Source organism: Dickeya aquatica, assembly GCF_900095885.1.
GTDB lineage: Bacteria > Pseudomonadota > Gammaproteobacteria > Enterobacterales > Enterobacteriaceae > Dickeya > Dickeya aquatica.
Genome location: NZ_LT615367.1, coordinates 1,809,134 through 1,835,608 on the forward strand (window position 1 = coordinate 1,809,134; position 26,475 = coordinate 1,835,608).

General features: G+C 50.4%; 19 protein-coding genes and 1 pseudogene. 13 read left to right on the forward strand and 7 right to left on the reverse strand.

The annotated features are described in order from the left end of the window. The first annotated feature begins 216 nt into the window (after nucleotides 1–216). Complete coding sequence (locus DAQ1742_RS08035) at nucleotides 217–711, forward strand: DUF2501 domain-containing protein (RefSeq protein WP_035341031.1); 495 nt, start codon at nucleotides 217–219, stop codon at nucleotides 709–711. 95 nt (nucleotides 712–806) lie between these two features. On the opposite strand, the gene DAQ1742_RS08040 is transcribed toward DAQ1742_RS08035, so the two are convergent. From DAQ1742_RS08040 to DAQ1742_RS08045, 3 genes are all read right to left on the reverse strand, one after another. Then, entirely contained in the window at nucleotides 807–9,386 is an 8,580-nt protein-coding gene (locus DAQ1742_RS08040) for a glycoside hydrolase family 94 protein (RefSeq protein WP_051124025.1), read from the reverse strand. 161 nt (nucleotides 9,387–9,547) lie between these two features. Continuing rightward, on the reverse strand, nucleotides 9,548–9,712 hold the full coding sequence (locus tag DAQ1742_RS20530; RefSeq protein WP_256388390.1) for a YnfU family zinc-binding protein: 165 nt from the start codon (nucleotides 9,710–9,712) through the stop codon (nucleotides 9,548–9,550). A gap of 288 nt (nucleotides 9,713–10,000) precedes the next feature. Beyond that, entirely contained in the window at nucleotides 10,001–10,561 is a 561-nt protein-coding gene (locus DAQ1742_RS08045) for a TetR/AcrR family transcriptional regulator (protein ID WP_035341033.1), read from the reverse strand. A 138-nt stretch (nucleotides 10,562–10,699) separates the two neighbouring features. On the opposite strand from DAQ1742_RS08045, the gene DAQ1742_RS08050 reads away from it, so the two are divergent. The 10 genes from DAQ1742_RS08050 (at nucleotide 10,700) to DAQ1742_RS08095 (ending at nucleotide 20,384) form a co-directional block, all read left to right on the forward strand. Continuing rightward, nucleotides 10,700–11,791: an alkene reductase gene (locus DAQ1742_RS08050; protein WP_035341036.1), complete on the forward strand. Its 1,092-nt coding sequence runs from the start codon at nucleotides 10,700–10,702 to the stop codon at nucleotides 11,789–11,791. 91 nt (nucleotides 11,792–11,882) lie between these two features. Beyond that, nucleotides 11,883–12,665 carry an SDR family NAD(P)-dependent oxidoreductase gene (locus DAQ1742_RS08055; protein WP_035341038.1) on the forward strand — a complete coding sequence of 261 codons (783 nt, stop codon included), beginning with the start codon at nucleotides 11,883–11,885 and terminating at the stop codon, nucleotides 12,663–12,665. Between the two features lie 174 nt (nucleotides 12,666–12,839). Then, entirely contained in the window at nucleotides 12,840–13,862 is a 1,023-nt protein-coding gene (locus DAQ1742_RS08060) for an NADP-dependent oxidoreductase (protein WP_035341040.1), read from the forward strand. A 650-nt stretch (nucleotides 13,863–14,512) separates the two neighbouring features. Next, nucleotides 14,513–15,397: an AfsA-related hotdog domain-containing protein gene (locus DAQ1742_RS08065; RefSeq protein ID WP_035341042.1), complete on the forward strand. Its 885-nt coding sequence runs from the start codon at nucleotides 14,513–14,515 to the stop codon at nucleotides 15,395–15,397. A gap of 1 nt (nucleotide 15,398) precedes the next feature. Beyond that, nucleotides 15,399–15,638: a phosphopantetheine-binding protein gene (locus DAQ1742_RS08070; RefSeq protein WP_035341044.1), complete on the forward strand. Its 240-nt coding sequence runs from the start codon at nucleotides 15,399–15,401 to the stop codon at nucleotides 15,636–15,638. Then, a complete protein-coding gene (locus tag DAQ1742_RS08075; RefSeq protein ID WP_035341046.1) occupies nucleotides 15,635–16,864 on the forward strand; it encodes a beta-ketoacyl-[acyl-carrier-protein] synthase family protein in 1,230 nt (409 codons plus the stop codon). Before DAQ1742_RS08070 ends, DAQ1742_RS08075 begins: the two co-directional genes overlap by 4 nt. 5 nt (nucleotides 16,865–16,869) lie before the next feature. Next, entirely contained in the window at nucleotides 16,870–17,565 is a 696-nt protein-coding gene (locus DAQ1742_RS08080; RefSeq protein ID WP_035341048.1) for an HAD family hydrolase, read from the forward strand. A 13-nt stretch (nucleotides 17,566–17,578) separates the two neighbouring features. After that, nucleotides 17,579–18,739 (forward strand): MFS transporter, encoded by a 1,161-nt coding sequence (locus DAQ1742_RS08085; RefSeq protein ID WP_035341050.1) that lies wholly within the window; start codon nucleotides 17,579–17,581, stop codon nucleotides 18,737–18,739. Further along, the gene (locus tag DAQ1742_RS08090) at nucleotides 18,726–19,445 is read left to right on the forward strand and encodes a thiamine pyrophosphate-dependent enzyme (RefSeq protein ID WP_051124027.1); all 720 of its coding nucleotides are present in this window, start codon (nucleotides 18,726–18,728) and stop codon (nucleotides 19,443–19,445) included. Before DAQ1742_RS08085 ends, DAQ1742_RS08090 begins: the two co-directional genes overlap by 14 nt. 9 nt (nucleotides 19,446–19,454) lie before the next feature. Next, nucleotides 19,455–20,384, forward strand: coding sequence for a transketolase family protein (locus DAQ1742_RS08095; RefSeq protein WP_180706281.1), 930 nt, complete (start codon nucleotides 19,455–19,457; stop codon nucleotides 20,382–20,384). A 27-nt stretch (nucleotides 20,385–20,411) separates the two neighbouring features. On the opposite strand, the gene DAQ1742_RS08100 is transcribed toward DAQ1742_RS08095, so the two are convergent. Both DAQ1742_RS08100 and DAQ1742_RS08105 read right to left on the reverse strand, forming a co-directional pair. Beyond that, a complete protein-coding gene (locus tag DAQ1742_RS08100) occupies nucleotides 20,412–21,014 on the reverse strand; it encodes a helix-turn-helix transcriptional regulator (protein ID WP_158513808.1) in 603 nt (200 codons plus the stop codon). Nucleotides 21,015–21,543: 529 nt separating this feature from the next. After that, a protein-coding gene (locus DAQ1742_RS08105) for an IS3 family transposase (protein ID WP_145916167.1) occupies nucleotides 21,544–22,694 on the reverse strand; the annotation gives its coding sequence in 2 pieces (ribosomal slippage) (nucleotides 21,544–22,436 and nucleotides 22,436–22,694; 1,152 coding nt in all). A 255-nt stretch (nucleotides 22,695–22,949) separates the two neighbouring features. Between DAQ1742_RS08105 and DAQ1742_RS20700 the strand changes: the two genes are divergently transcribed. Continuing rightward, complete coding sequence (locus DAQ1742_RS20700) at nucleotides 22,950–23,075, forward strand: hypothetical protein (RefSeq protein WP_255342514.1); 126 nt, start codon at nucleotides 22,950–22,952, stop codon at nucleotides 23,073–23,075. 36 nt (nucleotides 23,076–23,111) lie between these two features. Here the strand turns inward: DAQ1742_RS20700 and DAQ1742_RS08110 are convergent. Beyond that, nucleotides 23,112–23,956 (reverse strand): IS5 family transposase gene (locus DAQ1742_RS08110; protein ID WP_152482109.1). Its coding sequence is split into 2 segments (ribosomal slippage): nucleotides 23,112–23,611 and nucleotides 23,611–23,956, totalling 846 coding nucleotides; the frame shifts between segments, so codons are not numbered across the junction. 61 nt (nucleotides 23,957–24,017) lie between these two features. Next, nucleotides 24,018–25,046 (reverse strand): annotated as a pseudogene (locus tag DAQ1742_RS08115) (IS630 family transposase); the annotation flags it as partial. Between the two features lie 265 nt (nucleotides 25,047–25,311). On the opposite strand from DAQ1742_RS08115, the gene DAQ1742_RS08120 reads away from it, so the two are divergent. Continuing rightward, nucleotides 25,312–26,462, forward strand: a protein-coding gene (locus DAQ1742_RS08120) for an IS3 family transposase (protein WP_145916168.1) whose coding sequence is annotated in 2 segments (ribosomal slippage) — nucleotides 25,312–25,570 and nucleotides 25,570–26,462 — 1,152 coding nt in all. Because the reading frame shifts where the segments join, the coding sequence is not laid out codon by codon here. Nucleotides 26,463–26,475: the final 13 nt, after the last annotated feature.

A 26,475-nucleotide genomic window follows, 5' to 3' on the forward strand; every position in this document is an offset into this window, starting at 1 on the left:
CGCTGAGAGATGAAATCGAATTACATGAATATTGTGATAGCCCATAACTATTTAACTATTGATGATTGATTAATTTATTTTTACCTAAACGCCATCGCTTGCGCATCACGCGCCGGTGTTTTCGCCACATGCGCGGTGATTTCAGCCTTATCGGATGGTGCTTGCTGACGATGGCGGTATACTGCCCCCCGTTTCGACCAAAACAGAGGGAATGAGATGGCATTAATGAAACAGATGATACGGGCCACCGGGGCATTGGCGCTGATGATGAGCCTGGGGACGCAGGCGGCAGGCTGGCAGGAGTCACTCTCGAGTGCTGCCAGTCAACTCAGTGCAGGCAGTGCGGGTAAAGGCACTTCCGATACCCCCGACCTGGCAGGGTTGAGTGCGTTACTCAATGGCAACACGCAGTCACTGAGCTCGGGGAGCATGAATAATGCCGCAGGGATTTTGGGCTATTGCGTCAAACAGAAACTGGCGGCGGCCAGCAATGCCGATACGATTAAAAACCAGCTATTGACCAAACTCGGCCTGACTACGCCGCAGCAACAGCAGCAAACCGGCTATCAACAAGGGCTGGCAGGTTTACTGACCACCGGTGATGGCAAGCTGCTGAATTTAAACACCATCGGCAACTCGGCACTGGCTGAAAAAGTCAAAGCCAAAGCCTGTGATCTCGTGTTAAAGCAAGGCATCAAATTTATTTCCTGAAGATGACCCATCGCACCCAGGAGCGCGCTCTGCCTCCTGGGTACCTGCCGTGCCGACCTGCATGATGTTCCCCATGAAATCCGCTCTGTGTGGCGTTAATGCTGAATAATATCAACATGATGCGTTTTTCCATCATCATGCAGTGGAATGCTGTCATCGGCTAACATCACGCCATCCAGCGCAACGCTATAGGCATTGCTGCCACGCGAAACGGTAATCTGATACCGGGTGTTGCCATGTTGATAGATCATGCTGATAAACGGCCAGTCGTGAGGCAGCCGGGCATGCACCGTGAAGACCGGGCCATAGCGCCTAATCCCCAGTAACTCCTCCGTCAGCAGGCGATATGCCCAGCCCGCGGAGCCGGTATACCAGCTCCAGCCACCTCGCCCTTGATGGGGGGCGACGCTGTAGACATCTGCACTCATGACGTAGGGCTCGACTTTGTATTGCGCCACAGCCTGGGCGGTGAGCGTGTGATTTATCGGGTTTATCATCGCCCACAGTTGCCAGGCGCGTTCGGTATTGCCCATGCGGGCAAAAGCCATGACTGCCCAGATAGCACCATGAGTATATTGCCCACCGTTTTCCCGCACGCCAGGCAGATAACCTTGGATATAACCGGGATTTGGCCCGTGGCCATCGAACGGCGGTGTTAATAGCCGGATGAGCCCGGCGTGTGTATCCACCAGCCGTTCATCCAGCGCCCGCATGGCCGCGAGGCAGCGTGCCGGATGGGCGGCGGCGCAGAGTACGGACCAGCTTTGCGCAATCGCATCTATCTGGCAGTCTTGCGAGGCTTTTGAACCCAGCGCTTCGCCACTGTCAAAATAGCCACGCCGATACCATTCGCCGTCCCAGGCGCAGGATTCGAGGTCTTTTTGTAAACGCAGCGCCGTTGTGCGGCACAGCGCTGTCATACGGTCATCCTGTCGTTGCCCGGCAAGACTGGCGAAACGCTGCAAAATGTCGTACAGGAAAAAGCCGAGCCAGACACTCTCCCCTTTCCCTTCAATGCCGACGCGGTTCATGCCGTCGTTCCAGTCGCCTGCGCCCATGAGCGGCAAGCCATGCTGGCCGAAATGCATCCCGCGTTGCAGCGCTTTTACGCAGTGCAGCCAAAGCGTTTCTTCAATGGCGCTGGTCACGGGACTATCGTAGACAGACTCTTCGCCGGGCTGAAGCGCTCGCCCTTCCAGATACGGTATGTTCTGTTCCAGTATGCCGGTGTCTCCCGTCGTTTCCACATAGTGGCAGACGGCCAGCGGGAGCCAGAGATAATCATCGGCACAGCGTGTGCGCACGCCATTACCGGCAGGCGGGTGCCACCAGTGTTGCACGTCGCCTTCGATAAACTGGCGTGAGGCGCACAGCACTATCTGGTCGCGCAGTTGCGTGGGCGCGGCATGGCTGACAGCCAGCGCATCCTGCAACTGATCGCGAAAACCAAATGCACCGCCCGATTGGTAGTAACCGCTGCGGGCCATCAGGCGGCAGGCTAGCGTCTGGTATAGCAGCCAGCCGTTCACCAGCACATTCACCGTGGTATCCGGGGTACTGACCACGATGTTATCAAGCAGGGAATGCCAGTAACGGTGAACAGTGTTCAGCGCCTCGCGGGCGGCATCCTCATTCAGATAGTGGGCCAATAGTGCCTGAACCTGAGCCGTATTTTCGCCCACGCCAAGGATGAAGATAAACGTTTTCTGGTCGCCATCGATAAGGGTGGCCGCCGACTGGAGCGCAGCACAAGGGTCAAGACCGGCTCCGGTTTTATCCGACAGGCGGTGCACCTGCATGGCGGCGGGGTGTTGCCGGGAACCGTTGCGGCCGAGAAACTCGCGGCGGTCGCCCGTCAGCGAGCAGTGGACGCCGCTGACGGCAAAAAATGCGGTGCGTGGTGTTCCGTTACCGCCATAAAAGTTATTCGCCAGTACACCGCAACCACCGACGACGCTGGCGGCCTGGGTGACGACATGAAAAGCGGATTGTGTGCGTGATGCACCGAGCGTCCATTCCACATACCCCGTGGCGGATAATTTACGCGTGCGACCGGAGTTGTTCGTGAGCGTGAGGATGGCGAGCTTAACCGGGTCGTGTTCGGCCACCAGTACCGTCAGCTCGCTGTCGATACCGCATTCACGATGGGCGAATACGCTGTAGCCGAAACCATGACGCGACAGATACTCGCCCTGGCCGCGTACCGGCAGCGTGGTGGGTGACCAGTACGCGCCGCTCTCTTCATCGCGCAGATAAAAGGCTTCACCGCTGCGGTCACTGACCGGATCGTTTTCCCACGGTGTTAACCGATATTCATGGGCATTCTCATACCAGCTATAGGCCTGACCGGCTTCGGACAACACGCTGCCAAAACCGGGGTTTGCCAGCACGTTTGACCAGGGTGCCGGTGTTGGCTGATGCTCCCTGAGCACAATCTGGTACTCGCGCCCATCGGGTGAAAACCCGCCGAGGCCGTTGAAATGGAGCAGCGGGCGGGTATCCACGGTCCAGGGCGTGTGTTGATTGATTTCCAGCCCGGCGAGCGGTATCAGGGGAGGCGGCACGGTTTTGGGGGTATGAATACGCTGGTTAAGCTGTTCATTTAACCCACCGGCACGGTCATCAAGACACAGGTGCGCCACGCTCATTAACAGCAGTTTGTCTTCCGCGCTCAGGTGTTCGCCATTGCGCACAAAAATCCCGCCGGATTTGTCCAGCAGGCTGGCCTCAGCCCCGGCATAAACCAGATTCATGATGCGCTGTTGCAACACCTGCTGGTAGCCGCCGGGGCTGTCATTGAGGATCACTAAGTCTACCGCCAGCCCTTTTAGTCGCCAGTAGCGGTGCGCCTGAATGAGCGTGGAAATCGAGGGGATACTCTCCTCGCTGGTGATACTGAACAGCACAATCGGCAGGTCGCCAGAAATCGACCATCCCCACAGGCTGGACTGGCCGCGCCGGTTGCGGCTGATTATCTGGCTGTCGGCACGCAGTGGCGTGCACGGGTAAAGCACGGCGCTGGCGAGGCGGTTGAACAGCGCCGCATCATCTTCGTTGGCGTTAATTTGCCGCAAGACCACCAGGCTGTGCGACCAGGCCAGTTCAAAAACGCGGTCGGCAATGGGATGATCGCGGTATTTTTCCACCAGCGCCAGACTCTGCCTGCGATCGGGGCTGATACCATAAACGACATCAACAATGACCGGCAGCCCAGGCTGTAGCGTAATGCGGTGACGTATGGCCATGATAGGATCGAGCACGGAACCCGCGCTGTTGCCGAGGGGCCCGCGGTGTCGGATGGCGAGCGCATCCGTTGGGGTTCTGCCGCGCCCCAGGAATGTCGCCCGATCGGTTTCAAACGAGGCCCGCGAGTGGTTATCGCCATGCACCACCATCATGTGAAATAACCACGGGTTCTGTTCATGCGGGGCGCGCTCGCGCCGGTGACACAGCAGGGCATCCTGCGCGGGAATCAGCTCGGTCTGGATAAACAGATTACTGAACGCCGGATGGGCCAGATCGCTGGCGGCAGGTGCCAGCACCACCTCGGCATAGGTTGTCAGCTCAAGGGTACGGGGCTGGCGGCCGTGGTGGCGCAGCGTTATCCGGCGCAGTTCAATGTTGTCTTCCGAGGACACCACCACCTGTGTTCTGACATTGAGCGTGCCGCAGGTGCGTTTAAATTCAGCTCCCGCATCGGTAAATACCACGGTGTCGTGGCTGTTGGCATTCCCTGTCGGATGCCAGGTGTTGCTCCACACCTCGCCCGTATGCGGATCGGTGATGTAGCAGAAGGCTCCCCAGTTATCACAGGTGGCATCGCTGCGCCAGCGTGTCAGGGCAAGACTGTTCCAGCGGCTGTAACTGCCGCCGGTATGCGTCATCATCAGGTGGTAATGACCATTGGAGAGCAGTTGTACCTCGGGAGACGGGCTATCTGGCGAGGTGAAAATTCGCGGCTCATAGCGAACCGGCTTGACCCGTCCTTCATGAGACTCAAAATGACGGCGTGGGCTGTAGAGTTCGACCGCATCCGGTACTCGCTCTTGTAACAGCAGGCGGGCTGACTGGAAAGCGGTATTTGACATAAACCGGTCTGCCATCGGGGCATCAAGCAGCACATGCGCCAGTGCCTGAAAGGCCATGCCCTGATGATGGGCCATCCATGATTGCACCACCGCATACAACTGCCCGCTGGCGAGACGTGACGGCGTATAATCCAGCGCTTCATAAAAACCGTATTCGCCGTGTGCACCGTTTTTTTCCAGCCGCAACAGGTTGTCACAGGCTTTTTGTGGCGCGACCACTAATGCCAGCAGCGTGGCATAGGGCGCGACCACCATATCGTCGGCCAGACCTCGGCGCAGGCCAAGACCCGGTACGCCAAACGCCTGATATTGATAATTTTGTTGCACATCAAAAGCGTAATAGCCGGATTCTGACACCCCCCAGGGCACGCCGCGCTCTTTTCCCCAGTCAATCTGGCGTGCCACCGCCGATTGACTCATCTCGTCAAGCAGGCTGCCAGGCCAGGTGGGCATCACCAGATTAGGCATCAGATATTCAAACATCGAGCCGCTCCATGACATCAGTGCGGTGTCGTTATCAATCGTGGTGAACAGCCGGCCCAGCGCGTACCAGCTTTTGAGCGGCAACTGGTTCGTCGCGATAGCGAGAAAATGGGTCAGGCGAATTTCCGATGGCAGCAGGTCGTAGTGGCTGTTATCCAGCGTATTGGTGTCGCTGTTGTAGCCGATACTGAGCAAGTGAGTCACGTTGTTATAAAGAAACGTGAAATCCATGCGCGCATGTTCACTCAACCGCAACTCAAGTTCGGTGATGATATTCAGGCGCTGGCGTGCCAGCGCTATTGCGGATACCGGGGGCGAACCCTCGCCGGTATCGGTTGCACTGGCAAGCCAGCTCAGAGATGGCAGCGCCTGCGCGTCATAGGCTGGCGTTAACCAGCCAAGCAGGTGTGACGCTTCATGGCACCACTGCTCCAGTTGCTGCTGTAAATGGCTAATCCAGCGCAGCACGCGGCGGTCGTCTTGCGAGTAAGACGCCATCAGACGCTGGCTTTCGGTGTGCATCTGTTTGAGTGCGGCAAACCGTTGTGCTGCGGGAAGCGTGGCGGTGTGAACACCGTGCAGGCGCAGTTGCCGCAGTGCATCAGGGGCGTTCTGACCCCAGTGTTTTTCCAGAATCCCCAGCGTATCGTCCAGCCCGGCCAGCACCCGTGTACTGTCCAGTACCGGCTGATTACGCATGGCGGACAGGCCCTCGCGCAGCGTCAGTAAATGCCCCGCCATATTGCCGCTATCGACGCTGGAAACATAACGCGGGCTGAGAGGCGCAAGGGTGCGGGTGTCATACCAGTTAAACAGATGACCACGCCAATGCTCCATTTTATCCAGTGAGTCAAGGGTACGCGTCACGCGCTGTAACACCTCACCGCCAGGCAGGTAGCCAAAATCCCATGCGGTCAGGTTCGCCAGCAACGACAGGCCAATGTTCGTCGGGGAGGTGCGATGTGCCAGCGTTGTCTGCGGTATTTCCTGATAGTTATCAGGTACTAGCCAGTTCTCTTTTGCGCTGGAAAAGGTGTCAAAAAAGGCCCAGATTTCACGGCTTGTCTGCCGTAACAGGGCGGCTTGCTGGCTTGTGGGCAAAAACGGGGTGCGCACCGGCGGGCGGCTTAACCAACTGAGCAGCAGTGGGGCCAGACACCACAACAGACTGACGGGCACCATGATGACCAGCAAGGAGGGAGCCAAAAACATGCCGGGCACCGTGAGCGCGGTGGCGCAGGCGACATTCAGCCACATCGCCCGGTAAAACCGGGCGGGCGTCGTTGTTGTCTGCTCGCCGTCGTCACGGTAACTGGCCCACTGGCTGAGGTTGCGCTGGCTGATGCCCAGACGCCATAGCGTGACGGCGATGGCATACAGCGAGTATCCGGCTTCATGGGGCAGGGTGGCAACATTGAGCCCGATATGTGAAAGCCGCTTCAGTGCTCCCGCGGCAACCAGCAACACATGCTGCCCAACAGGGCGACGGTGAGGCTTATTGAGCAGGTCGCAGGTGATGGCCAGCACCGTTGGCAGCAGCCAGGCCAGCGCCAGCACGCTCAACCAGTAAAGCGGGTAAGCTTGCCACAGCAGGGCGTAAAACAGCAGCACCAGTAGCGAGGGGGCCACCAGGCTGCGCCGCAAATTATCAAAGATCTTCCAGCATGAAAGCGCAGACAGCGGGTTTTTATCCTCGCGGTTGTCTGCTTTTCTGACGCGCGGTTTGAGCCAGTTAAGCAGTTGCCAGTCCCCGCGAATCCAGCGTGTGCGGCGCGCAACGTCCGACAGGTAATTATTGGGGTGCTGCTCGTAGAGCAAAACCTCGCTCAGCAGCCCCGAGCGGGCATAACACCCTTCGAGCAAATCATGGCTGAGTACCAGATTGTCGGGGCAGCTATCTTTCGTGGCCTGAACAAAAATATCGACATCATAAATGCCTTTGCCGACAAACGAGCCTTCGCCAAACAGATCCTGATAGATATCTGAAGACATCATCGAGTAAGGGTTGTTACCCGGCACGCGACTGCGCAGTGCCGCGTAGCGCCCCTGCCCGTGACGCGGGATCTCTTCGGCCAGCCCCGGCTGTAATATGCCATAGCCTTTGACTACCCGTTGACGCACGGGATCATAGACCGGCAGGTTGAGCGGATGGGCCAGGGTGGCAATCAGTTTGTGTGCCGTGTCGCGTGGCAGAACGGTGTCTGCATCCAGAGTGATGACGTATTTGATCCGTGCCGGTAACTGGCCCGGTGGCAGACCTGCGACGCTTGAGAACTGCGCGTCAGGCTGGCGTAACCAGTGATTGAGCAACGCCAGCTTGCCCCGCTTGCGCTCATAGCCCATCCAGACCCCCTGCGGCGCGTTCCATTCAGGGGTGCGGTGAAGCAGATAAAAGCGCGGGCGGCTGGCGGGATAGCGCCGGTTAAGATCCCGCATCTGTGCAAGTGCCTGTTCGAGCAGCGCGTTATTTTCCGGCGAAGCCTCCGCGGCTGAATCGGTGAAATCGGTTAACAGGGCAAAACAGAGGTGATCGCTTGGGTTGCCAAGCCAGCACACCTCAAGACGGGTGATAAGGTCGCTGACGCTTTCCCGGCCGTTGAGTAAACAGGGGATCACCACCATGGTGGCGGCATCTGGTGCTATTACGGCAGAGAAGTCCATGCGTGGTAATGGCCGTGGGGTACTCAACCGGGTAACGGCTTCGCTTAACAAACCTATCGCTAACTGACTGCTGACCACGATAAGTGGCAAAATGATGAGTATCAGCAGCCCGCCTGCCCCCTGCTGTAAGGCTTCATACCCTGTCCCGGCGGTTAGCGCCGTGGTCACGACACACAGGCTGCCAAGCCATAACAGCAACGGGCGTTGCCCGCAGCGCTGTCGCAGGCGGCTACGCAGCGAAACACGCGCGGAAAACAGTGCGTCCAGTTGCGGGCGGCCCTCGCCCATCAGGTAATAACCGATATGGCGGCCCGGTGTATTGGGCGCGGTTGCCTGGGCGAGCGCCAGAACACGGCAGGCCACGTCCTGCTCGCTGACGTGGCTGTCTCTGGCCAGTGTTTCAATGAGATGGCGGTAATGGTCTCGGGTATCAAAGTGCATTAATGGGTAAGTGCCGTCAGGATCAAGGCGCAATTGCTGTTCCACCACGCTGGTGGCTTCGGCAAAATCTGCCCAATTCGTTTCACCCAGTAAACGCAAACCGGCGATACTGTTGCTCACCGACATTTTGCTGGCAGCGAGCTGTTGATTAAAACGGTAAATCAGCGCATCGGTGGTGACGCCCTGTTCTGCAAGGCGCTGTTCAATCCAGCTTAGCGGTACCGCCAGCATATTGCCGCGCCCTTGCAGACGGCGTACCAGTTCAGCGACAAATGCGCTACTGAGCACGGGACGGGAGCGCGCCAGATCGGCTATCACCATGATAAGGTCAGCCGGGGTGTTTTCGGCACATGCAAAAATTCGTGTGACCCAGTGATTCGCCAGCGTGCGCTCTTGCTGGGCGTTGACCACATCGACACTGACGCGGCGGAGATTTTCAATCAGCGCCAGGCGCAACATGCCGGGTAGTGCCCAGATTTCCCCTAATGTCAGCGGTGTGACCTGCTGATAGGCGCTGATATAGCCGCTCAGGCTGGCGGTGTCCCAGCGCCCGTCGCCGTGGGCAATGGCCTCTGCGGCAATATCATAAATTCGCGGGCAGTGGTGTGGCGAAGCCAGTGCAGGAAGGCCTTTACCGACATTTTTCGGTAAGTGCTGCCGAACGATGCGAATTTGCTCCTCAATCAGGTAGTAATTATCCAGCAGCCACTCTCCGGCCGGCATCATGCTCGCTTTTTTGCCTGTATTAAGCAGGTAGCAGTTTTGCGTAATGATCGCCTCATTGTCATTCAGGCGTTTGAGAAGGGAGTAGGGCGGTCTTGCGGGCGATAATTTATGTGAGCGGGCCAGTTTTTTGCCGTAGCGCTCCAGTTGAGGGGTTGAGAACAGCTCGGCCTGAAGACGATGTTCACTTATCGCGTCATTGCCCTGACGCGGTGTTAGCTTGTGTACTGGCGGCCCGGCATTGGAAGTACGAAACCATGTCTTGATATTCATGTTCATAAGATTGCTCTGATGCGACGTGAACGCACGGGAGCAGTTGTGAAATCAATGTCAGAAACGTTCTCTCAGGATGGGTGTAAGGCATCAGGGATTTTACAGCTGCGTGGGGTTTCTTTAGCAAGAGTGTGGTTTTTGCACTGCAACTAAAACCGACGCCAGCATCATCGAGGCACAACAAATAAGGCTTTGCATTCAGGGCAGAGCATTGCCTGTTCCTGACGAATTTTGGAAACGGGTTGCGAAGATTTGGAACCACAAACCGGGCAAGTGACGGTGGTGGTGGCGGCACCGCCAATCAGTTTCATTGCGTAATCGAAGAATGACATGATGATTAACCTTTCAATGAATGAACTTCATTCTATCACGAGCTGGTCAAATTGTGTGCAGATTATATCGATGTTTTCACCACCCTGAGCGGATGAGTGACGGATGCGAGTGAAAAGCGATGGCGGGCTGTCGCCCCGTCAGGTCAGGATTTCAAGGTGTCATCGTCGTAGGGTCATGGCGAGAACGCAACCTTCGTGCTGTTGCGGGGCAAGATTCCAGCCACACCATGACGATGCCACCAGAAAATAGACGCGACAGTTTATGGCATCTTCATCTTCCCCGAAAATTCAATTCTCATTGATTTCCTGACTGAGAAGACGGGCGCGGCACACGTCCAGAATTTCATCGGCCAGGCTGGAATCGTCAGGGCAGGCGCGAGACAGCACCAGAGCTCCGACAAGGTGTGCAATGGTATTGATGAGCTCGGCACGCGTGCAGTTTTGCGCCCCCGGTTCATTTGCCAAAATAGCCAGTTGATTTTCAATGCCAGCGGCGAATGTGGCCTTGATGGCTTCAGACTGGCGGGCTGCATCGCTCCCCAGCGCTGACATGACGCACCCCTTTGCCATCACATCACGATGCTGCCGCGAGAGGTAATATTCAATAAAGTCTTTTCGCGCCACCCCCACAGAACGTTGTGCCGAATGGGAAAAACCGCAATGCATGGCCTCTGACAGCAAATCAGCCTTGGAGCCAAAGTGTTTATAGAAACCGCCGTGAGTTAAACCTGCGGCTGACATCAGTTCCGCGACCCCCACGCCGTCATAGCCGCGCTCACGAAACAGCTCCGAGGCCGTTTCAACGATCCGCAGCCGGTTTTCACGCACCTGCTCTTTTGACACTTTCATGGTTTTCAAATCCTCGCGTAAACATGCCTGTCGGCAGTATACATTGATGATGACCATAATCAAACGTGTTGACTTTTTAGATTATGATCACCATCATTGCGTTCAGGCTTTTAACCCTCACTTAACAAGGGAACTAACATGACGCAGCAACCACTCTTTCAGCCTTATGCTCTTGGCGCGATGACGCTTGCCAACCACATTGTGATGGCACCGTTAACACGCAACCGTGCCGGAGCCGGTCTGGTGCCAGGCGAGCTGGCAGCAACGTATTACGCACAGCGTGCAACCGCGGGGTTGCTGATTACCGAAGCCACACAGATTTCGGCACAGGCTCAGGGCTATCAGGATACGCCGGGGATCTACACGCAAGCTCAGATAGACGGCTGGCGCAAAGTGACTGACGCTGTGCATGCCAAAGGCGGGCGTATCTTTGTACAGCTATGGCATGTAGGACGAATTTCCCATGTCGATCTGCAACCCGGTGGTGCTGCACCGGTGGCCCCATCCGCTATCCGTGCTGAGACGAAAACCTTTGTGAACAATGGCTTCTTTGACGTTTCTGTACCTCGTGCGCTCGAAACGGCAGAAATAAAAGGCATCATTGACGATTTCAGAAAGGCATCAGCAAACGCCATCGCCGCCGGTTTTGATGGTGTTGAGATTCATGGCGCTAATGGTTATCTGCTGGAGCAGTTCCTTAAAGATGGCGCGAATCAGCGAACTGACGAATACGGTGGTTCGATTGAGAATCGGGCACGACTGCTGTTAGAGGTCACGGCGGCAGTTAAAGAGGAGATTGGCGCTGAACGCACCGGTGTTCGCCTTTCCCCGGTTTCAACCGTTAATGCGATTTCAGGCAGTGACCTTCAGCCACAATATGACTACCTCGTTGAGCAACTCGATGCATTAGGCATTGTGTACCTTCATGTCGTTGAGGGTGTGACGGGCGGGCCCCGTGATGCCTCGCCATTTGATTACGACTCCCTGCGCCGGCGTTTTAAACATACCTGGATTGGCAACAACGGCTATGACCTGACGCTGGCGTCCTCGCAACTTGCGCAAGGTAAAGCTGACTTGTTTGCTTTCGGCCGCCCGTTTATCGCCAACCCGGATCTGGTTGAACGGCTGAAAACAGGTGCGCCACTGGCGACATTCAACCCTGAAACGCTTTATGGCGGTGGGGCGCAAGGGTACACCGATTACCCGACGCTTTCCGGGGTAACGCCATGATATCTCAGGCACCGCGGTGCCACATCCATCGCCTATCCCGAATGGTGTTTAACCATTAAATGTTGTTTAACCATTAATAGAGGAATACCCCATGACTCACTCTTCAGTTCTGATTACAGGCGCTTCTACAGGTATTGGTGCGGTTTACGCTGACCGGTTCGCCCGCCGCGGCCACGATCTTGTGCTGGTCGCGCGCGACAAGGCAAGACTGGATACCCTTGCCGCGCGTCTGCGGCAAGAGCATGGCGTTGACGTCGATGTTCTGCCCGCCGATCTCACGCAGTCGGCGGAACTGGCGGCAGTCGAGGCCCGTCTGCGTGATGATTCGCGGATAGGGACGCTTATCAACAATGCCGGTATTGCACAGTCGGGCAGCTTCATCGAGCAGACGCCGGATTCGATTGAGCGGCTCATCGCGCTTAACACCACCGCTTTGACGCGCCTTGCCAGCGCGGTAGCGCCTCGGTTTGTACAAGCCGGTGAAGGCACGATAGTTAACATCAGCTCTATCGTGGGCCTGGCCCCGGAATTCATGATGTCGGTTTATGGTGCCACCAAAGCCTTTGTCCTTTTCTTGTCTCAGGGAATGCATCAGGAGCTATCACCCAAAGGGGTTTACGTCCAGGCGGTGCTGCCTGCCGGAACCTACACGGAAATTTGGCAACGTGCCGGGATAGACGTCAATACCATGGCCAAAATGATGGAAGTGGGTGAATTGGTGGATGCGGCGCTGGTTGGCTTTGATCGCCGTGAGCTTGTCACCATCCCACCACTGCACAACGCTGCCCGCTGGGATGACCTCGATGCCGCGCGACAGGCTCTGCTTTCGGACATCAAACAAGACGAAGCCGCAGAGCGCTATAAAACCCTTTAGTCAATATATGGCGCTCTGTTGCACCCCGATGACGACCATTCGGGAGTGTGACAGGGGCCAGACTGATTTTCTGGTGGATCAGGCGTGGGGATATTGCTCCGGCGGCTTCGCAAGAGAGCGCAATAAAACAGGCTAAACGCATTATTGATGCGAACATGACAGGATAAATAACAAATGAATAATAACACCATGAAAGCCTTCACCTTTAAGCGCTACGGTAAAAACCCTGACTGGGGATTTGATGACGTAGACTACCCTTCACTCGGCGCAAATGACCTGCTGGTTAAGGTGTATGCTGTCGGTCTGAATCCTATCGACACAATGATCCCGTCCGGGAAATTTAAACCGATTCTGCATTTTAAGCTCCCCGCAACATTGGGCAGTGATTTGTCCGGTGTGGTCATTGCGGTGGGCAGTGCGGTGACCCGATTCAAACCCGGTGACGAAATCTTTGCCAGCATTTTCGATCTGGGAACAGGCGCACTCGCTGAATGTGCCGTGGTGCCTGAAAGCGCGGCGGCCATGAAGCCGACAAACCTGGATTTCGTGCAGGCGGCTGCGCTCCCAATGGTGAGCCTCACGTCCTGGCAGGCACTGGTCGAGCGTGCGAGGCTCCGGCCCGGTCAGAAAGTTTTTATCCCGGCAGGCTCCGGGGGGATTGGCACCGTGGCAATCCAGTTGGCGAAGCACCTTGGTGCAACGGTGGGAACGACAACGAGTACGGGCAATATCGAATGGGTGCAGCGTCTGGGTGCTGATGAAGTCATTGATTATAAAAAAGAAGAATTCGAAAATGTATTGACGGATTATGATGTTGTACTCGGCACCATAAGGGGGAATGCAATCGAGAAATCGACCCACATCCTTAAAACGGGAGGGCAGATTGTTTCTCTTATCGGGCCGTTAGATAGCGCCTTCGCACGAACCCGGCGGTTAAACGTCTTGCTGACTTTTATCTTCGGGCTGATGAGCCGCAGAATGATGCGTCTTGCGAAAAGGCGAGCGCTGACTTATTCATTTCTTTTCGTGCGGCCTGATGGTGAGCAACTCACCCACATCGGTAACCTGCTGGAAACGGAACAAATCAAGCCGGTTATCGACAAAGTGTTCCCTTTTTCAGCGACAAAAGACGCACTTGACTACCTTGCCCAAGGACATGCAAAGGGAAAAATTGTCATCAAAATGCAGGAAGAATAACGCGTGAGACGGCGGATTTTCGTGTCGTGAACAAAGATGTGCTGCTCACAGTGTCGCATTTATTGGTTTCTCTGCGGGTGGGGAAACAGGGTTGCTTCTGGCAGGAGGTAAGATTGATGCTTCACGTTATGTCAGCTACTGCAAGCCTCATCAGGCAGAGGCAATGTGCTTGGCAAAGGGGCAGATCAAAAATGACCGTCCGGCTCTTTCTCCGAACCGGACTTGCGCATCAAAGCCTGGGTAGTGATGGCACCGGTGAGTGCGCCTTTTTCCCCGGAGTCGCTTAACAACCTGACTAAACCAGCGTTATGTGTTGCCACGCTGGCAACAGAATGACCGCGATGACCGCTTCAATTTTAAACTCTTCGTGCTTTGTGATAACGCTTACCGCTCATGAGCACTTCGCTTTAAGCTATATTAAATGACGCTGAGGCGTGTGTTAAACCCGTGGTGATTCACATAATGGGTTTGAAACTACTGACGAACATCAGAAACGGGAAATATCAATAGCGGCTTGGTGAGACAGAGTTATACATCCCGGTTGCAAGTGATTTATGGCCCTATGTACGGTGCCCCTGTCAGAATTGACAGTTTTCTTTAATTTCTAAAAAGCGTTTACTGAGTTAAGAAATTAGAGGGTACTGTGAAAAATGAAAGATACTAAATTATACACTCACAAGAGAAATGAAAACGATATATTCATCACTGATATATCGAAGATCTCTGACAACCATTTTCAGTGTGATTTTAGACTAATTACCGAACATGATTTTTACTGTGATTTTCTCGCTTGTACGAACAGAATAAACCCAATTTTTTTGTTAGAATGCGCAAGACAGGTTGAAACTTATTTGTCACATACTGAATTTGGTGTAACACTGGACAGTAATTTTCTACTCGACAGTTGGTCAGTGAAATACTGTCCGACAAGGACAGGAGATGCAGAAAATCTGAAAGCTGATATTTACTCAACATACCCGGCTGTTGATAAAACGAATAAAAATGAATTCAATATTATTTTCAAAACAAACACAACAGTCATCTGTACAGTTATAATAGATGTAAGATATATAAGCAGTCATTGTTATAAGCGCATACGCCGAGTTCCTTATGGAATCAATACGTCTGAAGTCATAGCGCCGCTTTCTCCTGCCAGTGTTTGTTATACATCTCATGAAAATGTCATTCTGGCAGATTTGAATGATAATGGACCGTATGTTAAGGCAATAATTCATGTTAATTTAAATAACATATCACTTAATGATCATGAACAGGATCATATCACGGGTATGAATCTTACCGAAGCAGCTAAACAAATATGTTATAGCTACCTGTCACTATATATGAATGAAAAAAGTGATAGATTTATTCCTGTAAACTTAAAAGCATTTTTCTTTAAATTTGTTGAAAAGCACATCCCAGCATTCGTTGCAATAAAGAAAGTAGAATTACAGGATAAAACTTATTCCTTTGAAGTCGATGTAATTCAGGATGAAAACACGCTGGCCACCATTAATTTAAAACTGAGAGGTTAGAATGGATAAATTAAAATATTTACTCAAAAATGTATTTGGTGTTTCTGAAAGTGATGCTCAGGATAACAAAACTCTTGAGAATATGGATCTTGACTCTATATGCATAATCGAGTTTCAGATCGAAATTGAAAGGACGTTTAATATTGATGAAGGCCAACTGGCTTTAATTAGTAGCGATACTTTGCAAACAATCATGGAAAGAGTCAGAGGACTACAGCCTGTAGAATTAAAAGACGTATGAATATAAAAAACAAAGTTGTGGTTACAGGCATGGGGATCATATCCTCAGCCGGTCATACACCAGAAAAGTGTCGTATGACTCTGCTTGAAGGGAAAGGAATGGCAAAACCCGATCCCCGATTGAGCCATCTTGATGTCTCATGGTCTTGCCCCATTCAGGATTTTGTACCTGAACAGCATATAAATAAATCATTGATTTGGCGATGCGACCCCTTTATTCAGTATGCTATATACGCGGCTCAGCATGCAATCAACGATGCAGGTTTAGACAAACATAATAGAGGAGTAAAAACAGGTATTGTGCTGGGTAATTCCCTCGCAGGTATAACCTCTCTGGAAACACTGAACAAAAGAGCCGTTCAGGAAGGAGTAGGAACAATTGGATCACTATATATCTTGTCCACGATGGGAAGCATAGCAACGGGTAATTTAGCTATTGAACTCGGTATCCACGGGCCGACCTATCTTACAGGTACGGCATGCTCATCCGGTGCAGATGCGATAGGAACTGCCAAACGTCTTATCCAAAGCGGGGAATGCGATATTGTTCTTGCCGGTGGCAGTGAGGCTCCAATCACACCACTTGTTCTTTCCTCTTTTACAAAGATCGGCGCACTTTCAAAAAATAGCGATCTTTTGCACGCGTCACGGCCATTTGATAAAGAAAGAGACGGTTTTGTCATCTCCGAAGGCGCTGCGGTCATGGTATTAGAAAATGAAAAAACGGCGTTGGCTCGTGGAGCCAAAATTTATGCGACGTTGTCCGGATATGGTTCAGCAAATGATGCGCATCATATTACGTCACCTGCACCTGATGGTTCTGGATTATCTCAATCAGTTTATGAGGCGCTGGAGGATGCTTCGTTATCTCCGATTGATATTCAGTGTATCAACGCACACGGTACATCAACACCTCTGAATGATCATATTGAGGGAAGTGTTTTGTTCCGCATATTCGGTAACCGTCCATGGGTAACATCAACAAAGGGCGTTACCGGACACAGCCTTGCCGCAGCGGGAGCAATGGAAGCTGTTTTTTCTGTATTAAAAATCATACATGATGAAATTCCTCCTGTTGCTGGTTTAAGACATATTGATGATGAAATAAAAATCAATATTGCAACAGAAGTCATACAAGGGACGGGTATTAAAAATGTGCTCAGTACATCTCTGGGGTTTGGTGGGCAAAATGCTGCTCTGATATTTTCTCAATACAAAAAAGGTTAATAAACATGAACATCAAGAAAATAAAGTTATTTGCGATCGACAGTGATGGTGTTGTTCTGAATGACACATACAGCCCAGCAATTAAAACTTTTGTTGAATCTCTCGGCGTGGATTACTCACCATTGATCGAACGAAGTGTCTGGGGGTCTCCACAAATTACCGCAGGCCATAATCTCGCATTAGCCTGTAAACTTCCTTATTCAGGTGAAAAAGTTATTAATGATTTTTTCAGAACCAGAGATCATTACCTTAAAGAACATCCGGTTGAAGTTATGCCCGATATCGAATCAACGCTGGCGTTGTTACAAAGTACCGGGGCACGTATGACCTGCTATGGAGGAAGAAATAAAGAATATAGCTTCGACAAGTTTTTAAAACCATTTGAAAATTATTTTGATAAAGAGATGCCATATATTGATATCAATGCCTTTCGTCCGGGGATGTATGAAATTGTAAAAGAAAAATTCAACCTGAATTTTGATGAGGTTGTTTTTATTGATGACATCAATCGTGTTGCAGAAGTGTGTAAGGCCCTGGGCGCTGGATTTATAGGTATTCCTGCTTCCATGCCGCATAACTTCCAGCGGGAAGAGATGGTCAATACTGGTGTTAAATATATGGTGAACAGGTTTACGGACATTACAGAAGACCTCATATATGAAGTTGACGAGCGCCTGGTTTCTGCGGCTCTGTGGAAATAAACTAAGGTACAGCATGGAAAAGTTCAGCAATACAATTCTGATTTTTCTTATACCTATAATATGCGGGTTTACCGCAGCCAATATGTACTACGTTCAGCCGTTGGCTCCTGTGATCAGCAGTGAACTGATGGTTTCTTATGAAAAAGCATCCATGCTGTATTCATTTTCTCTGGCTGGCAACGCACTATCTTTATTTTTTATAATTCCTCTAGGGGATTTTTACAGTAAAAGAAAATTAATCACACTATTGTATTTGGTTTCCACTGTATCGTTATTGATGTTTTTTTTTACAAAAAGTTATTACGCATTGTCTGCTACGGCATTTTTAATTGGAACGGGAACATCTGCCATTCCATTAATTACCGCTGGTCTTAGCAGACAAAAAAATGGAACTAAACATATAGACCGAATAATGGCCGGTGTATTAACAGGCATTCTTTTTTCCCGTTTTATGTCGAGTATGCTCAGTGAGCTCTGGGGATGGAAGTCGATATATGCTATAGCATCAATACTGATGTTTCTATCCTGTATATTGCTATTTATCTTTTATCCAACATCATATGATAAGAATAATCAAGATAAAAGCTCCTACATCCGTATTTTATATCTGAACATTAATGGAATTAGGCAGGATGTTGCAATTAGGCATTATTGTTTTAATGCCTTTTCCATTATGTTCCTGTTCTCCGCATTCTGGAGCAATGTTTCTATGTTTCTGACAACGACTTTCCATTTCAGTCAGTCACAGGTTGGTCTTTTTTCGTTGACAGGTGCTACTGGGGCTTTATCCGTTCTTTTTTCATCCTGGATACTGAAAATCATAAACCACAAAAACAATCCTCTGTACTTTTTGATTGTTATAAGTCTACTGATGATGGGGATTTACGGGAATAATTTGATTATTACCATCACAGGTGCACTACTAATTGATGCATTTATTCAGTTAATACATGTCAATAATCAGCGTGGGCTTTTTCTTTCCTGCAAAGGAAATGAAGCACGAGCCGCAAGTTGCTATATGACAAGTTTTGTTACTGGTGGCGCAATTGGTGGGTTTATATCTTCTTATCTCTATTCCGTATCTGGATGGAGTGTGGTGCTGATTAGCTGCGCAATCATTACCTTAATTCCAATGTTTATGAAACTGCGAGAAAACGTTAATGAAAAATATTGAGATATCACAGAATAAAAGAGAGCTTCTGAATCATTATTTGTCACTGATGACGGGTGATGAAAAGCACGCAGATTCCTCTATTTCCACACTCGATGTCATCCAGGTATTATATGATAAAGTCCTGAATTGCTCGCCAGAAAAAGTACGAGATGAATACCGGGATCGTTTCTTTTTGTCAAAAGGGCATGGTCCAATGGCATTCTACGCCGTACTGGCATTAACGGATTTTATTAAACCTGAACTTCTGAAAACCTATGGTGAATATGACAGCATACTAGGATACCACCCGGACAGAACAAAACTGGACTGCGTGGAAATATCCAGTGGTTCGTTAGGACATGGGTTACCTTTGGCTATTGGCTCCGCTCTTGCACTACGCGCCAGAGGAATTACAGGACCAAAACACTGGGTCCTTATTGGGGATGCAGAACTTGATGAAGGCTCTAATTTTGAAGCTATTCCTTTTGCAGGCAGGCGCGGACTATCAGAGTTAAATGTCGTGGTCATAGACAATGACTCATCAACTCTTGGTTGGCCGGGTGGAATATCACACCGGTTTTCAATTGAAGGCTGGGAGGTCAGCCGTGTTAACGGCAGAGATCAAGAAGAACTGTACCAGGTGTTTTCCAAAGAGCATCCTCATAAACCTCACGCTATTATCGCAACAGTAGAAACTAAATCAGGTAAAGCCCGCAGACAAATTTAGGAGAATAAAATGAATAAAGTTTTAACTTGGGATCAACGATTTGCTGAAATAAACGCAATGAGACAACGATTTGCAGTCGTCATGTCAGACTTGATTCGGGAAAAAGATAATGTCGCACTGGTTCTTGCAGATATTACCGCAGAAAGATTCAGTGAGGTTTTAAGCGATTTTCCTGACCGGGTTGTCAATGTCGGGATCAGAGAACAACTGATGATCGATATGATTGGTGGCCTGGCATTATCCGGTATGCGTCCGTTTGCGCATACCTTTGCCAGTTTTCTAATCGAACGCCCTTTTGAGCAAATTAAAATTTCACTGAATCATCAGAATGTCGGTGCTGTGCTGGTCAGTGCCGGTGCCTCTTATGATTTGTCAGTTGATGGACGGACGCATCAATCACCCGCTGATGTTGCAATGCTTAATACACTAGCAGATTGGAAAATAATCGTTCCTGGAAATGCAGTGGAAGCAGAGTACGCACTTAGAATCGCAGCAAACGATACCGGCCTGTACTACATTCGGTTATCAACAGAAACAAATAAGCAAACATATTGGTCAGGTGAAAATAGCTTTACGGTACTGAGGACTGGTCATCAGGGGACCATAATTGCAGTCGGTCCTGTTGCTGACAGAGTATTAGAGGCTACAGAGGATCTTGATATAACGGTGCTGTACGCGCCGGTTATATCTCCTTTTGACAGCGCAACATTACGGAACACTCTTTCAGTTCCGGATATCGCAATTGTTGAGCCGTATCTGGAAGGTACCACGTCCCATGCAATTTCTGAGGCATTGTCGGATGTCTCTCATCGAGTATTATCGATTGGCGTAAAGCGAAAAGAATTAAGGCAATTTGGCACACCGGAAGAACACATCAAGGCTCATGGGCTTGATATACATGGATTAAGAGAACGTCTTGCCGGGTTCTACCATCACTAATATATGATCTGACAAGGAAACACCTTGTCAGATCATACCTTGGGATGTCGCTTTAAATATTGCATAACGTACAGATGTCACATCCAGCTTACTGAGAACATTATTAATATGAAATCTTACAGTCCTCTCACTCACACCGAGAATCATTGCTACCTCTATATAAGTCTTCCCAATTTTCAATAAATTCATGACTTCCTTTTCCCGTCCCGTAAATGCATAGATGGTCTTTTGCTCATAGTGTTCCTCAAAAAGGCTCAAGACATTAAACAAAATCTTATGCTTTTCACTGGCGTATAATTTAACAAAATCATCATTATCGTCATTAAAATATACAGTAAAAATCACTATTTCATATTTTATTTTTATAACAAAAGTCACTCCGTTGTGAATTCCATACTTTTCGGATAATATTTTTATATCCTTGTTATCCGTATTTACAGTAGACCATTTAAAGGGGGTGGTTTTATTTTTAGCCTTTAACACTATATTGCTTCGAATATGTAGTTTTCTTTTAATGAAATCTCGCTCCCAACAATCTGGCAGGTTTGATACAATTGAAACTTCATCGAGAGGATTGATCGTAATAATCGAGTATCTTTTTATGTGTATTTCATTAATGTACTCTTCCACGAATATTTTCATCATCATGATGCCTCATATGTTAGATTTCACTCCCTGAGTCATTACTTCTATTAAATTTCACGCACAATGCAATATTTCATTTTAATATCTAAAAAATCGTTTTTTATCAATCACAAATGATAAATAAAATGGCATCATCAGTTAAATAATCTTATCCGACCGATATTACCACAAAAACAAACTAAATAACGTTTGTCTACTAACAAAGTCAAAAATATCACTCATGATATTTTTTGTATTTTAAAAACAATTCTTTATCACTGCGTTCCTTTGTAAATATCCACTTCAAAGAAAAAGGCCGGTTTAGACCTGAATAGCATGATCATTTAATAGTATGTTATTCATATGTATGAGATCATTCTTGTATATTATCAACTGAAATTTACTATTGCCATTGGCCTATTCCCTAACAGCTCATTACCAGATAAAAACCAGCGTTGATGACATGAGATTTATTTTCTCTCAATTGTTCCGATAATATACAGAATAATCCTACCCACATAATATGGACACCGCCCTAAGCGAGGTTCTGGTTTTCAAATTGTTCCGGGCTGAGACCGCCACAGGCACTGTGACGACGCCAGCGATTGTAATCACGCTCAATATAATTAAACACCGTTGTCCGCATTATTTCCCGGCTGATAAAGCGTTCCCCGTGGATACATTCCACTTTCAGTGAGTGGAAGACGCTTTCCGCACACGCATTATCGTAGCAACAACCTTTTGCGCTCATGCTGCCGCGCAGGCTGTGCCGCTTCAGCAATGCCTGATAATCCGCTGAACAGTACTGTCCGCCGCGATCCGTGTGAACGATAACGTTCTTCGGGCGTTTACGCCGCCAGAGTGCCATCTGTAACGCATCGCAGGCCAGTTTTGCTGTCATTCGTGAGGACATCGACCAGCCAATAACGGCACGAGACCACAGGTCGAGCACCACCGCCAGATACAACCAGCCTTCATCTGTACGTAAGTAAGTGATGTCACCCGCCCATTTCTGATTTGGGCCGCTGGCGATAAAGTCCTGCTTCAGCAGGTTTTCCGATACCGGCAGGCCGTGCTCACGGTAGCTGACCGGGCTGAATTTACAGCTGGCTTTCGCCCGTAATCCCTGACGACGCAGGCTGGCAGCGATGGTTTTGATGTTGTACTCCGGCAACTCATCAGCAAGGCGCGGCGCACCATACCGCTGCTTTGCCTCAGTGAATGCCTGACTGACGGTAGTATCGCAGATGAGCCGGAACTGCTGGCGTGGGCCGGGTTGATGGCGACGTTTGAGCCAGGCATACCAGCCGCTTCGGGCAACCCGCAGCACCCGGCACATGGCTTTGATGCTGAACTCAGCCTGATGCTTTTCGATGAAGACAACCTTCATTTCAGGCGCTTCGCGAAGTCTGTCGCGGCCTTTTGGAGAATGGCCAGTTCTTCATCCCGTTCAGCCAGTTGCCGCTTAAGGCGGGCGATTTCAACAGACATTTCCTGCTCACGTTCGGAAGAAGAATGGGCATTCTTTAGCTTGCTGCGCCAGGCATAGAGCTGTGATTCATACAGGCTGAGTTCACGAGCAGCAGCAGCGACGCCAATACGCTCTGCCAGTTTCAGGGCCTCATCGCGGAATTCAGGTGTGTACTGTTTACGGGCTGTTTTGCTGGTTGATGCTGGTTTTGTCATGAGTAATCACCTCTGGTTGAGAGTTTACTCACTTAGTTGCGTGTCCACTAATGATGGGTAGGATCACTTTTTCAACCTTTAATCAATTGATAAAAATAGTATGTGGGAATTTATTTTGTCTTTTTCATTTGAATATAAACACTGCTGATAACCAGTATAAAATAACAATACTCAGAAAATAAACCCATCTCATCTGTTGATATATATAATTAATGTGTTAATTATATAAATATGACACATCGGAGAAAATTAATAATGAAAGAAATAAAAACGCTAAAAGAGGCTATTCAGGTATATAAAGAGATCATTAAAATAGAAAAGGATCATGGCGATCTTTTCTATGCAGGAAAAATCCCTGAGCAGGAATGGAATGCTAAATAGCTTCTCATATTACCGCTCCACTTTAGGCTGTGTCCCTTAACTTAACAACCGCTTCAAAAATAACCTGATCGCCCCCAGCTTTAGCATACTCAGGTAGTTTCTGGCTGTTTTTTCCGAGCGTGTAGCGATACGACGATTTTCTTTGAGTATCGCAAAGCAGCGCTCCACGACATTGCGTTTTTTGTACAGGCCTCTGTCGAGGGGCCGACGTCTGTCCTGACTGGCTTTTTCATTCGATTTAAACGGAATTACCACTTTTATTCCCTTTATTTTCAAATGAATGCGGAGGCTGTTACTTGAGTAACCCTTATCCGCCAGTACCGCTTTCGGACGCGATTTCAGATGCCCACTTCTTCGGATAATCCCGACGCGGTTAAGCAACGTTTCCGCATACCGGCTTTCGTGGGCCTGTCCACCGCTCAGGCAAAAACTTAGCGGTAATCCTGTGCCATCTGTCGCCAGATGGATTTTGGTGCCAAAGCCGCCGCGTGAGCGACCCAGCCCATGGTCCTCGTGTTCATCGGGATGTTTTTTTTCGCACCAGCGGCCGCTTTCAGGGCGCGAACGTTACTGCCATCCAGCGCGATAACATCCCAGTCAATCAGTGCGCCCTCATCCAGAATCTGGAGTAATTTATTGAAAATACTGTTTATTACTCCGGCTTTAGACCACCGGTTAAAGCGGTTGTAAATCGTTTTCCATTGACCATAACGCTCAGGTAAATCCCGCCATGGCGCGCCGGAGCAAAGCACCCAAAATATGCCATTCATGACATGCCGGTGAGCAAAGTAAGGACGGCCGCCTCTGGAAGAGCCTCTTTCAGGCGGCAGCATGGGAGAAATCAGCGCCCATGCATCATCGGGAAAATCGTAACGAGCCAAATTGAAGTACTTTTTGTGGCAAAATCATGTCCCTGATTGTACAAAAAACAGTTACGGGACACACCCTAGTCAGGCCAGGTTGGTTGCCGGCAAATGGTGAAGCTGCATTCATAAATTGCGTTACCTGTTTCAGTAACTGCCACAGGTACTGGCACTGATGGTTTCGCGTTATTGTCTCGTGTAACGATAGCCACAACCGCTCTATCGGATTCAGCCACGGCGAATAGGTCGGCAGAAACAGCAGCCGGAACTTGCTGTTCTCCGCCAGCCAGCGCTCCACTTTGTGGCTTTTATGGATGATGTCGTTATCAACCACCAACGTAATGGTTTTCGCCCGCCGGTATATGCGTCGTAATGCCTCTAACAGTTGGATAAATAAATCAGAGCTCTTGCTGTTGCCACTAACGTAGGAGACTCGGCCCGTCCCCGAATGCAGTGCGCCAGCCAGATAATGTTTCTGGTTCTGTCCCGGCGTGGCGATACGTTTCTGCTGCCCTTTGGGCATCCAGTCGGCACCGATTTTCGGGTTCAGGTCGATATCGACTTCATCCTGATAAAACACGGGATTAGCCGCTGAGCCCTGAGCCAGCGCCTGCTCGATGGCAAGCCGCTTTTCATCATAATGCGGGTCCCTGATTTTCAGCGTCGGTGCGGCCCTGCGCCAGACCATACCGGCCTGTTTGAGGTATCGGTGCAGGGTGGAGCGGTGAAGCGTCACGTCAAAAAGCCGGTTGACGATACGGGTCAGTAACTCCGTGCTCCAGCGGGAGCGCAGCCAGCCGAAATCCTTCGGTGAACGTTGAACCAGCAAGGGAAGCACACGCTGGATATCGGCGACGGGCCAGCAAGGCGCACGACCGGGCCTGAGGCTCTTGAGTCCTTCAACACCCTGTAAAGTAAACCAGTTTATCCATCTTCCGACGGATGAACGCGCAGCACAGAGCAGTCTGGCGACGTCGGTGACGGTCATTCCCCGATGCAACATCAACATGGCAATGAGTCGTCTGGCATAATTTTTATCGCGTGTTTGTTGGGCTTCTTTGCACATCAGTTGTCGTTCTTCATCAGGGATTGCTGCTATGATCGGCATCGCTCAGTCCGGTTGGTGATTTGTGATGTTTGGCGATTGATCAGATCGCTCAACTCGGACTGAGTTCCCTTCAAGTGATCTACTATTTTGCGAAGCTATTTAGCGTATACAGGGTTATGTGTTTCCCTGTATATGATGTTAACTGGAACGAAATTTATATGAGTAATGAACTTCAAAAGAAATTCTCACAATGGGAGTTTGATCCTACCCATCATTAGTGGACACGCGACTAAGTGAGTAAACTCTCAACCAGAGGTGATTACTCATGACAAAACCAGCATCAAACAGCAAAACGGCCCGTAAACAGTACACCCCCGAATTCCGTGATGAAGCCCTGAAACTGGCTGAGCGTATTGGTGTCGCTGCCGCCGCCCGTGAGCTCAGTCTGTATGAATCCCAGCTCTACAACTGGCGCAGTAAGCTGAAAAATGCACATTCATCTTCCGAACGTGAACAGGAAATGTCCGTCGAAATTGCCCGCCTTAAGCGACAACTGGCTGAACGGGATGAAGAACTGGCCATTCTCCAAAAGGCCGCGACATACTTCGCGAAGCGCCTGAAATGAAGGTTGTCTTTATTGAAAAACATCAGGCGGAGTTCAGCGTCAAAGCCATGTGCCGGGTGCTGCGGGTTGCCCGAAGCGGCTGGTATGCCTCGCTCAAACGTCGCCATCAAACCGGCACACGCCAGCAGTTGCAGCTCATCTGTGATACTGCTGTCAGCCAGGCATTCACGGAAGCAAAGCGGCGTTATGGTGCGCCTCGTCTCGCCGAAGAACTGCCTGAATACAATATCAAAACCATCGCCGCCAGCCTGCGCCGTCAGGGACTGCGGGCGAAAGCCAGCCGGAAGTTCAGCCCGGTCAGTTACCGTGAGCACGGCCTGCCGGTGTCAGAGAACCTGCTGAAACAGGATTTTTATGCCAGTAGTCCGAACCAGAAGTGGTCCGGAGACATCACGTACCTTCGCACGGATGAAGGCTGGCTGTATCTGGCGGTGGTGATTGATCTGTGGTCCCGTGCTGTTATTGGCTGGTCGATGTCGTCACGAATGACGGCGAAACTGGCCTGCGATGCGTTACAGATGGCGCTCTGGCGGCGTAAATGTCCGGAAAATGTCATCGTCCACACGGATCGTGGCGGGCAGTATTGCTCAGCAGATTATCAGGCGCTAGTGAAGCGGTATAACCTGCGCGGTAGCATGAGTGCAAAGGGCTGCTGTTACGATAACGCTTGTGCGGAAAGCTTCTTCCACTCGCTGAAAGTCGAATGCATCCACGGTGAACGCTTTATCAGTCGGGAAATAATGCGGACGACGGTATTTAATTATATCGAGTGTGATTACAATCGATGGAGACGTCACAGTGCCTGTGGCGGTCTCAGCCCGGAACAATTTGAAAACGAAAATCTCGCTTAGGGCTGTGTCCACA

What these genes read in the sequence shown, in the direction of transcription:
- DAQ1742_RS08035 (WP_035341031.1), top strand. Translation starts at nt 217, where the DNA reads ATGGCATTAATGAAACAGATGATACGGGCCACCGGGGCATTGGCGCTG.
- DAQ1742_RS08080 (WP_035341048.1), top strand. Translation starts at nt 16,870, where the DNA reads ATGAACATCAAGAAAATAAAGTTATTTGCGATCGACAGTGATGGTGTT.
- DAQ1742_RS08075 (WP_035341046.1), top strand. Translation starts at nt 15,635, where the DNA reads ATGAATATAAAAAACAAAGTTGTGGTTACAGGCATGGGGATCATATCC.
- DAQ1742_RS08095 (WP_180706281.1), top strand. Translation starts at nt 19,455, where the DNA reads ATGAATAAAGTTTTAACTTGGGATCAACGATTTGCTGAAATAAACGCA.
- DAQ1742_RS20530 (WP_256388390.1), bottom strand. Translation starts at nt 9,712, where the DNA reads ATGTCATTCTTCGATTACGCAATGAAACTGATTGGCGGTGCCGCCACC.
- DAQ1742_RS08090 (WP_051124027.1), top strand. Translation starts at nt 18,726, where the DNA reads ATGAAAAATATTGAGATATCACAGAATAAAAGAGAGCTTCTGAATCAT.
- DAQ1742_RS08085 (WP_035341050.1), top strand. Translation starts at nt 17,579, where the DNA reads ATGGAAAAGTTCAGCAATACAATTCTGATTTTTCTTATACCTATAATA.
- DAQ1742_RS08070 (WP_035341044.1), top strand. Translation starts at nt 15,399, where the DNA reads ATGGATAAATTAAAATATTTACTCAAAAATGTATTTGGTGTTTCTGAA.
- DAQ1742_RS08055 (WP_035341038.1), top strand. Translation starts at nt 11,883, where the DNA reads ATGACTCACTCTTCAGTTCTGATTACAGGCGCTTCTACAGGTATTGGT.
- DAQ1742_RS08040 (WP_051124025.1), bottom strand. Translation starts at nt 9,386, where the DNA reads ATGAACATGAATATCAAGACATGGTTTCGTACTTCCAATGCCGGGCCG.
- DAQ1742_RS20700 (WP_255342514.1), top strand. Translation starts at nt 22,950, where the DNA reads ATGAAAGAAATAAAAACGCTAAAAGAGGCTATTCAGGTATATAAAGAG.
- DAQ1742_RS08045 (WP_035341033.1), bottom strand. Translation starts at nt 10,561, where the DNA reads ATGAAAGTGTCAAAAGAGCAGGTGCGTGAAAACCGGCTGCGGATCGTT.
- DAQ1742_RS08050 (WP_035341036.1), top strand. Translation starts at nt 10,700, where the DNA reads ATGACGCAGCAACCACTCTTTCAGCCTTATGCTCTTGGCGCGATGACG.
- DAQ1742_RS08060 (WP_035341040.1), top strand. Translation starts at nt 12,840, where the DNA reads ATGAATAATAACACCATGAAAGCCTTCACCTTTAAGCGCTACGGTAAA.
- DAQ1742_RS08065 (WP_035341042.1), top strand. Translation starts at nt 14,513, where the DNA reads ATGAAAGATACTAAATTATACACTCACAAGAGAAATGAAAACGATATA.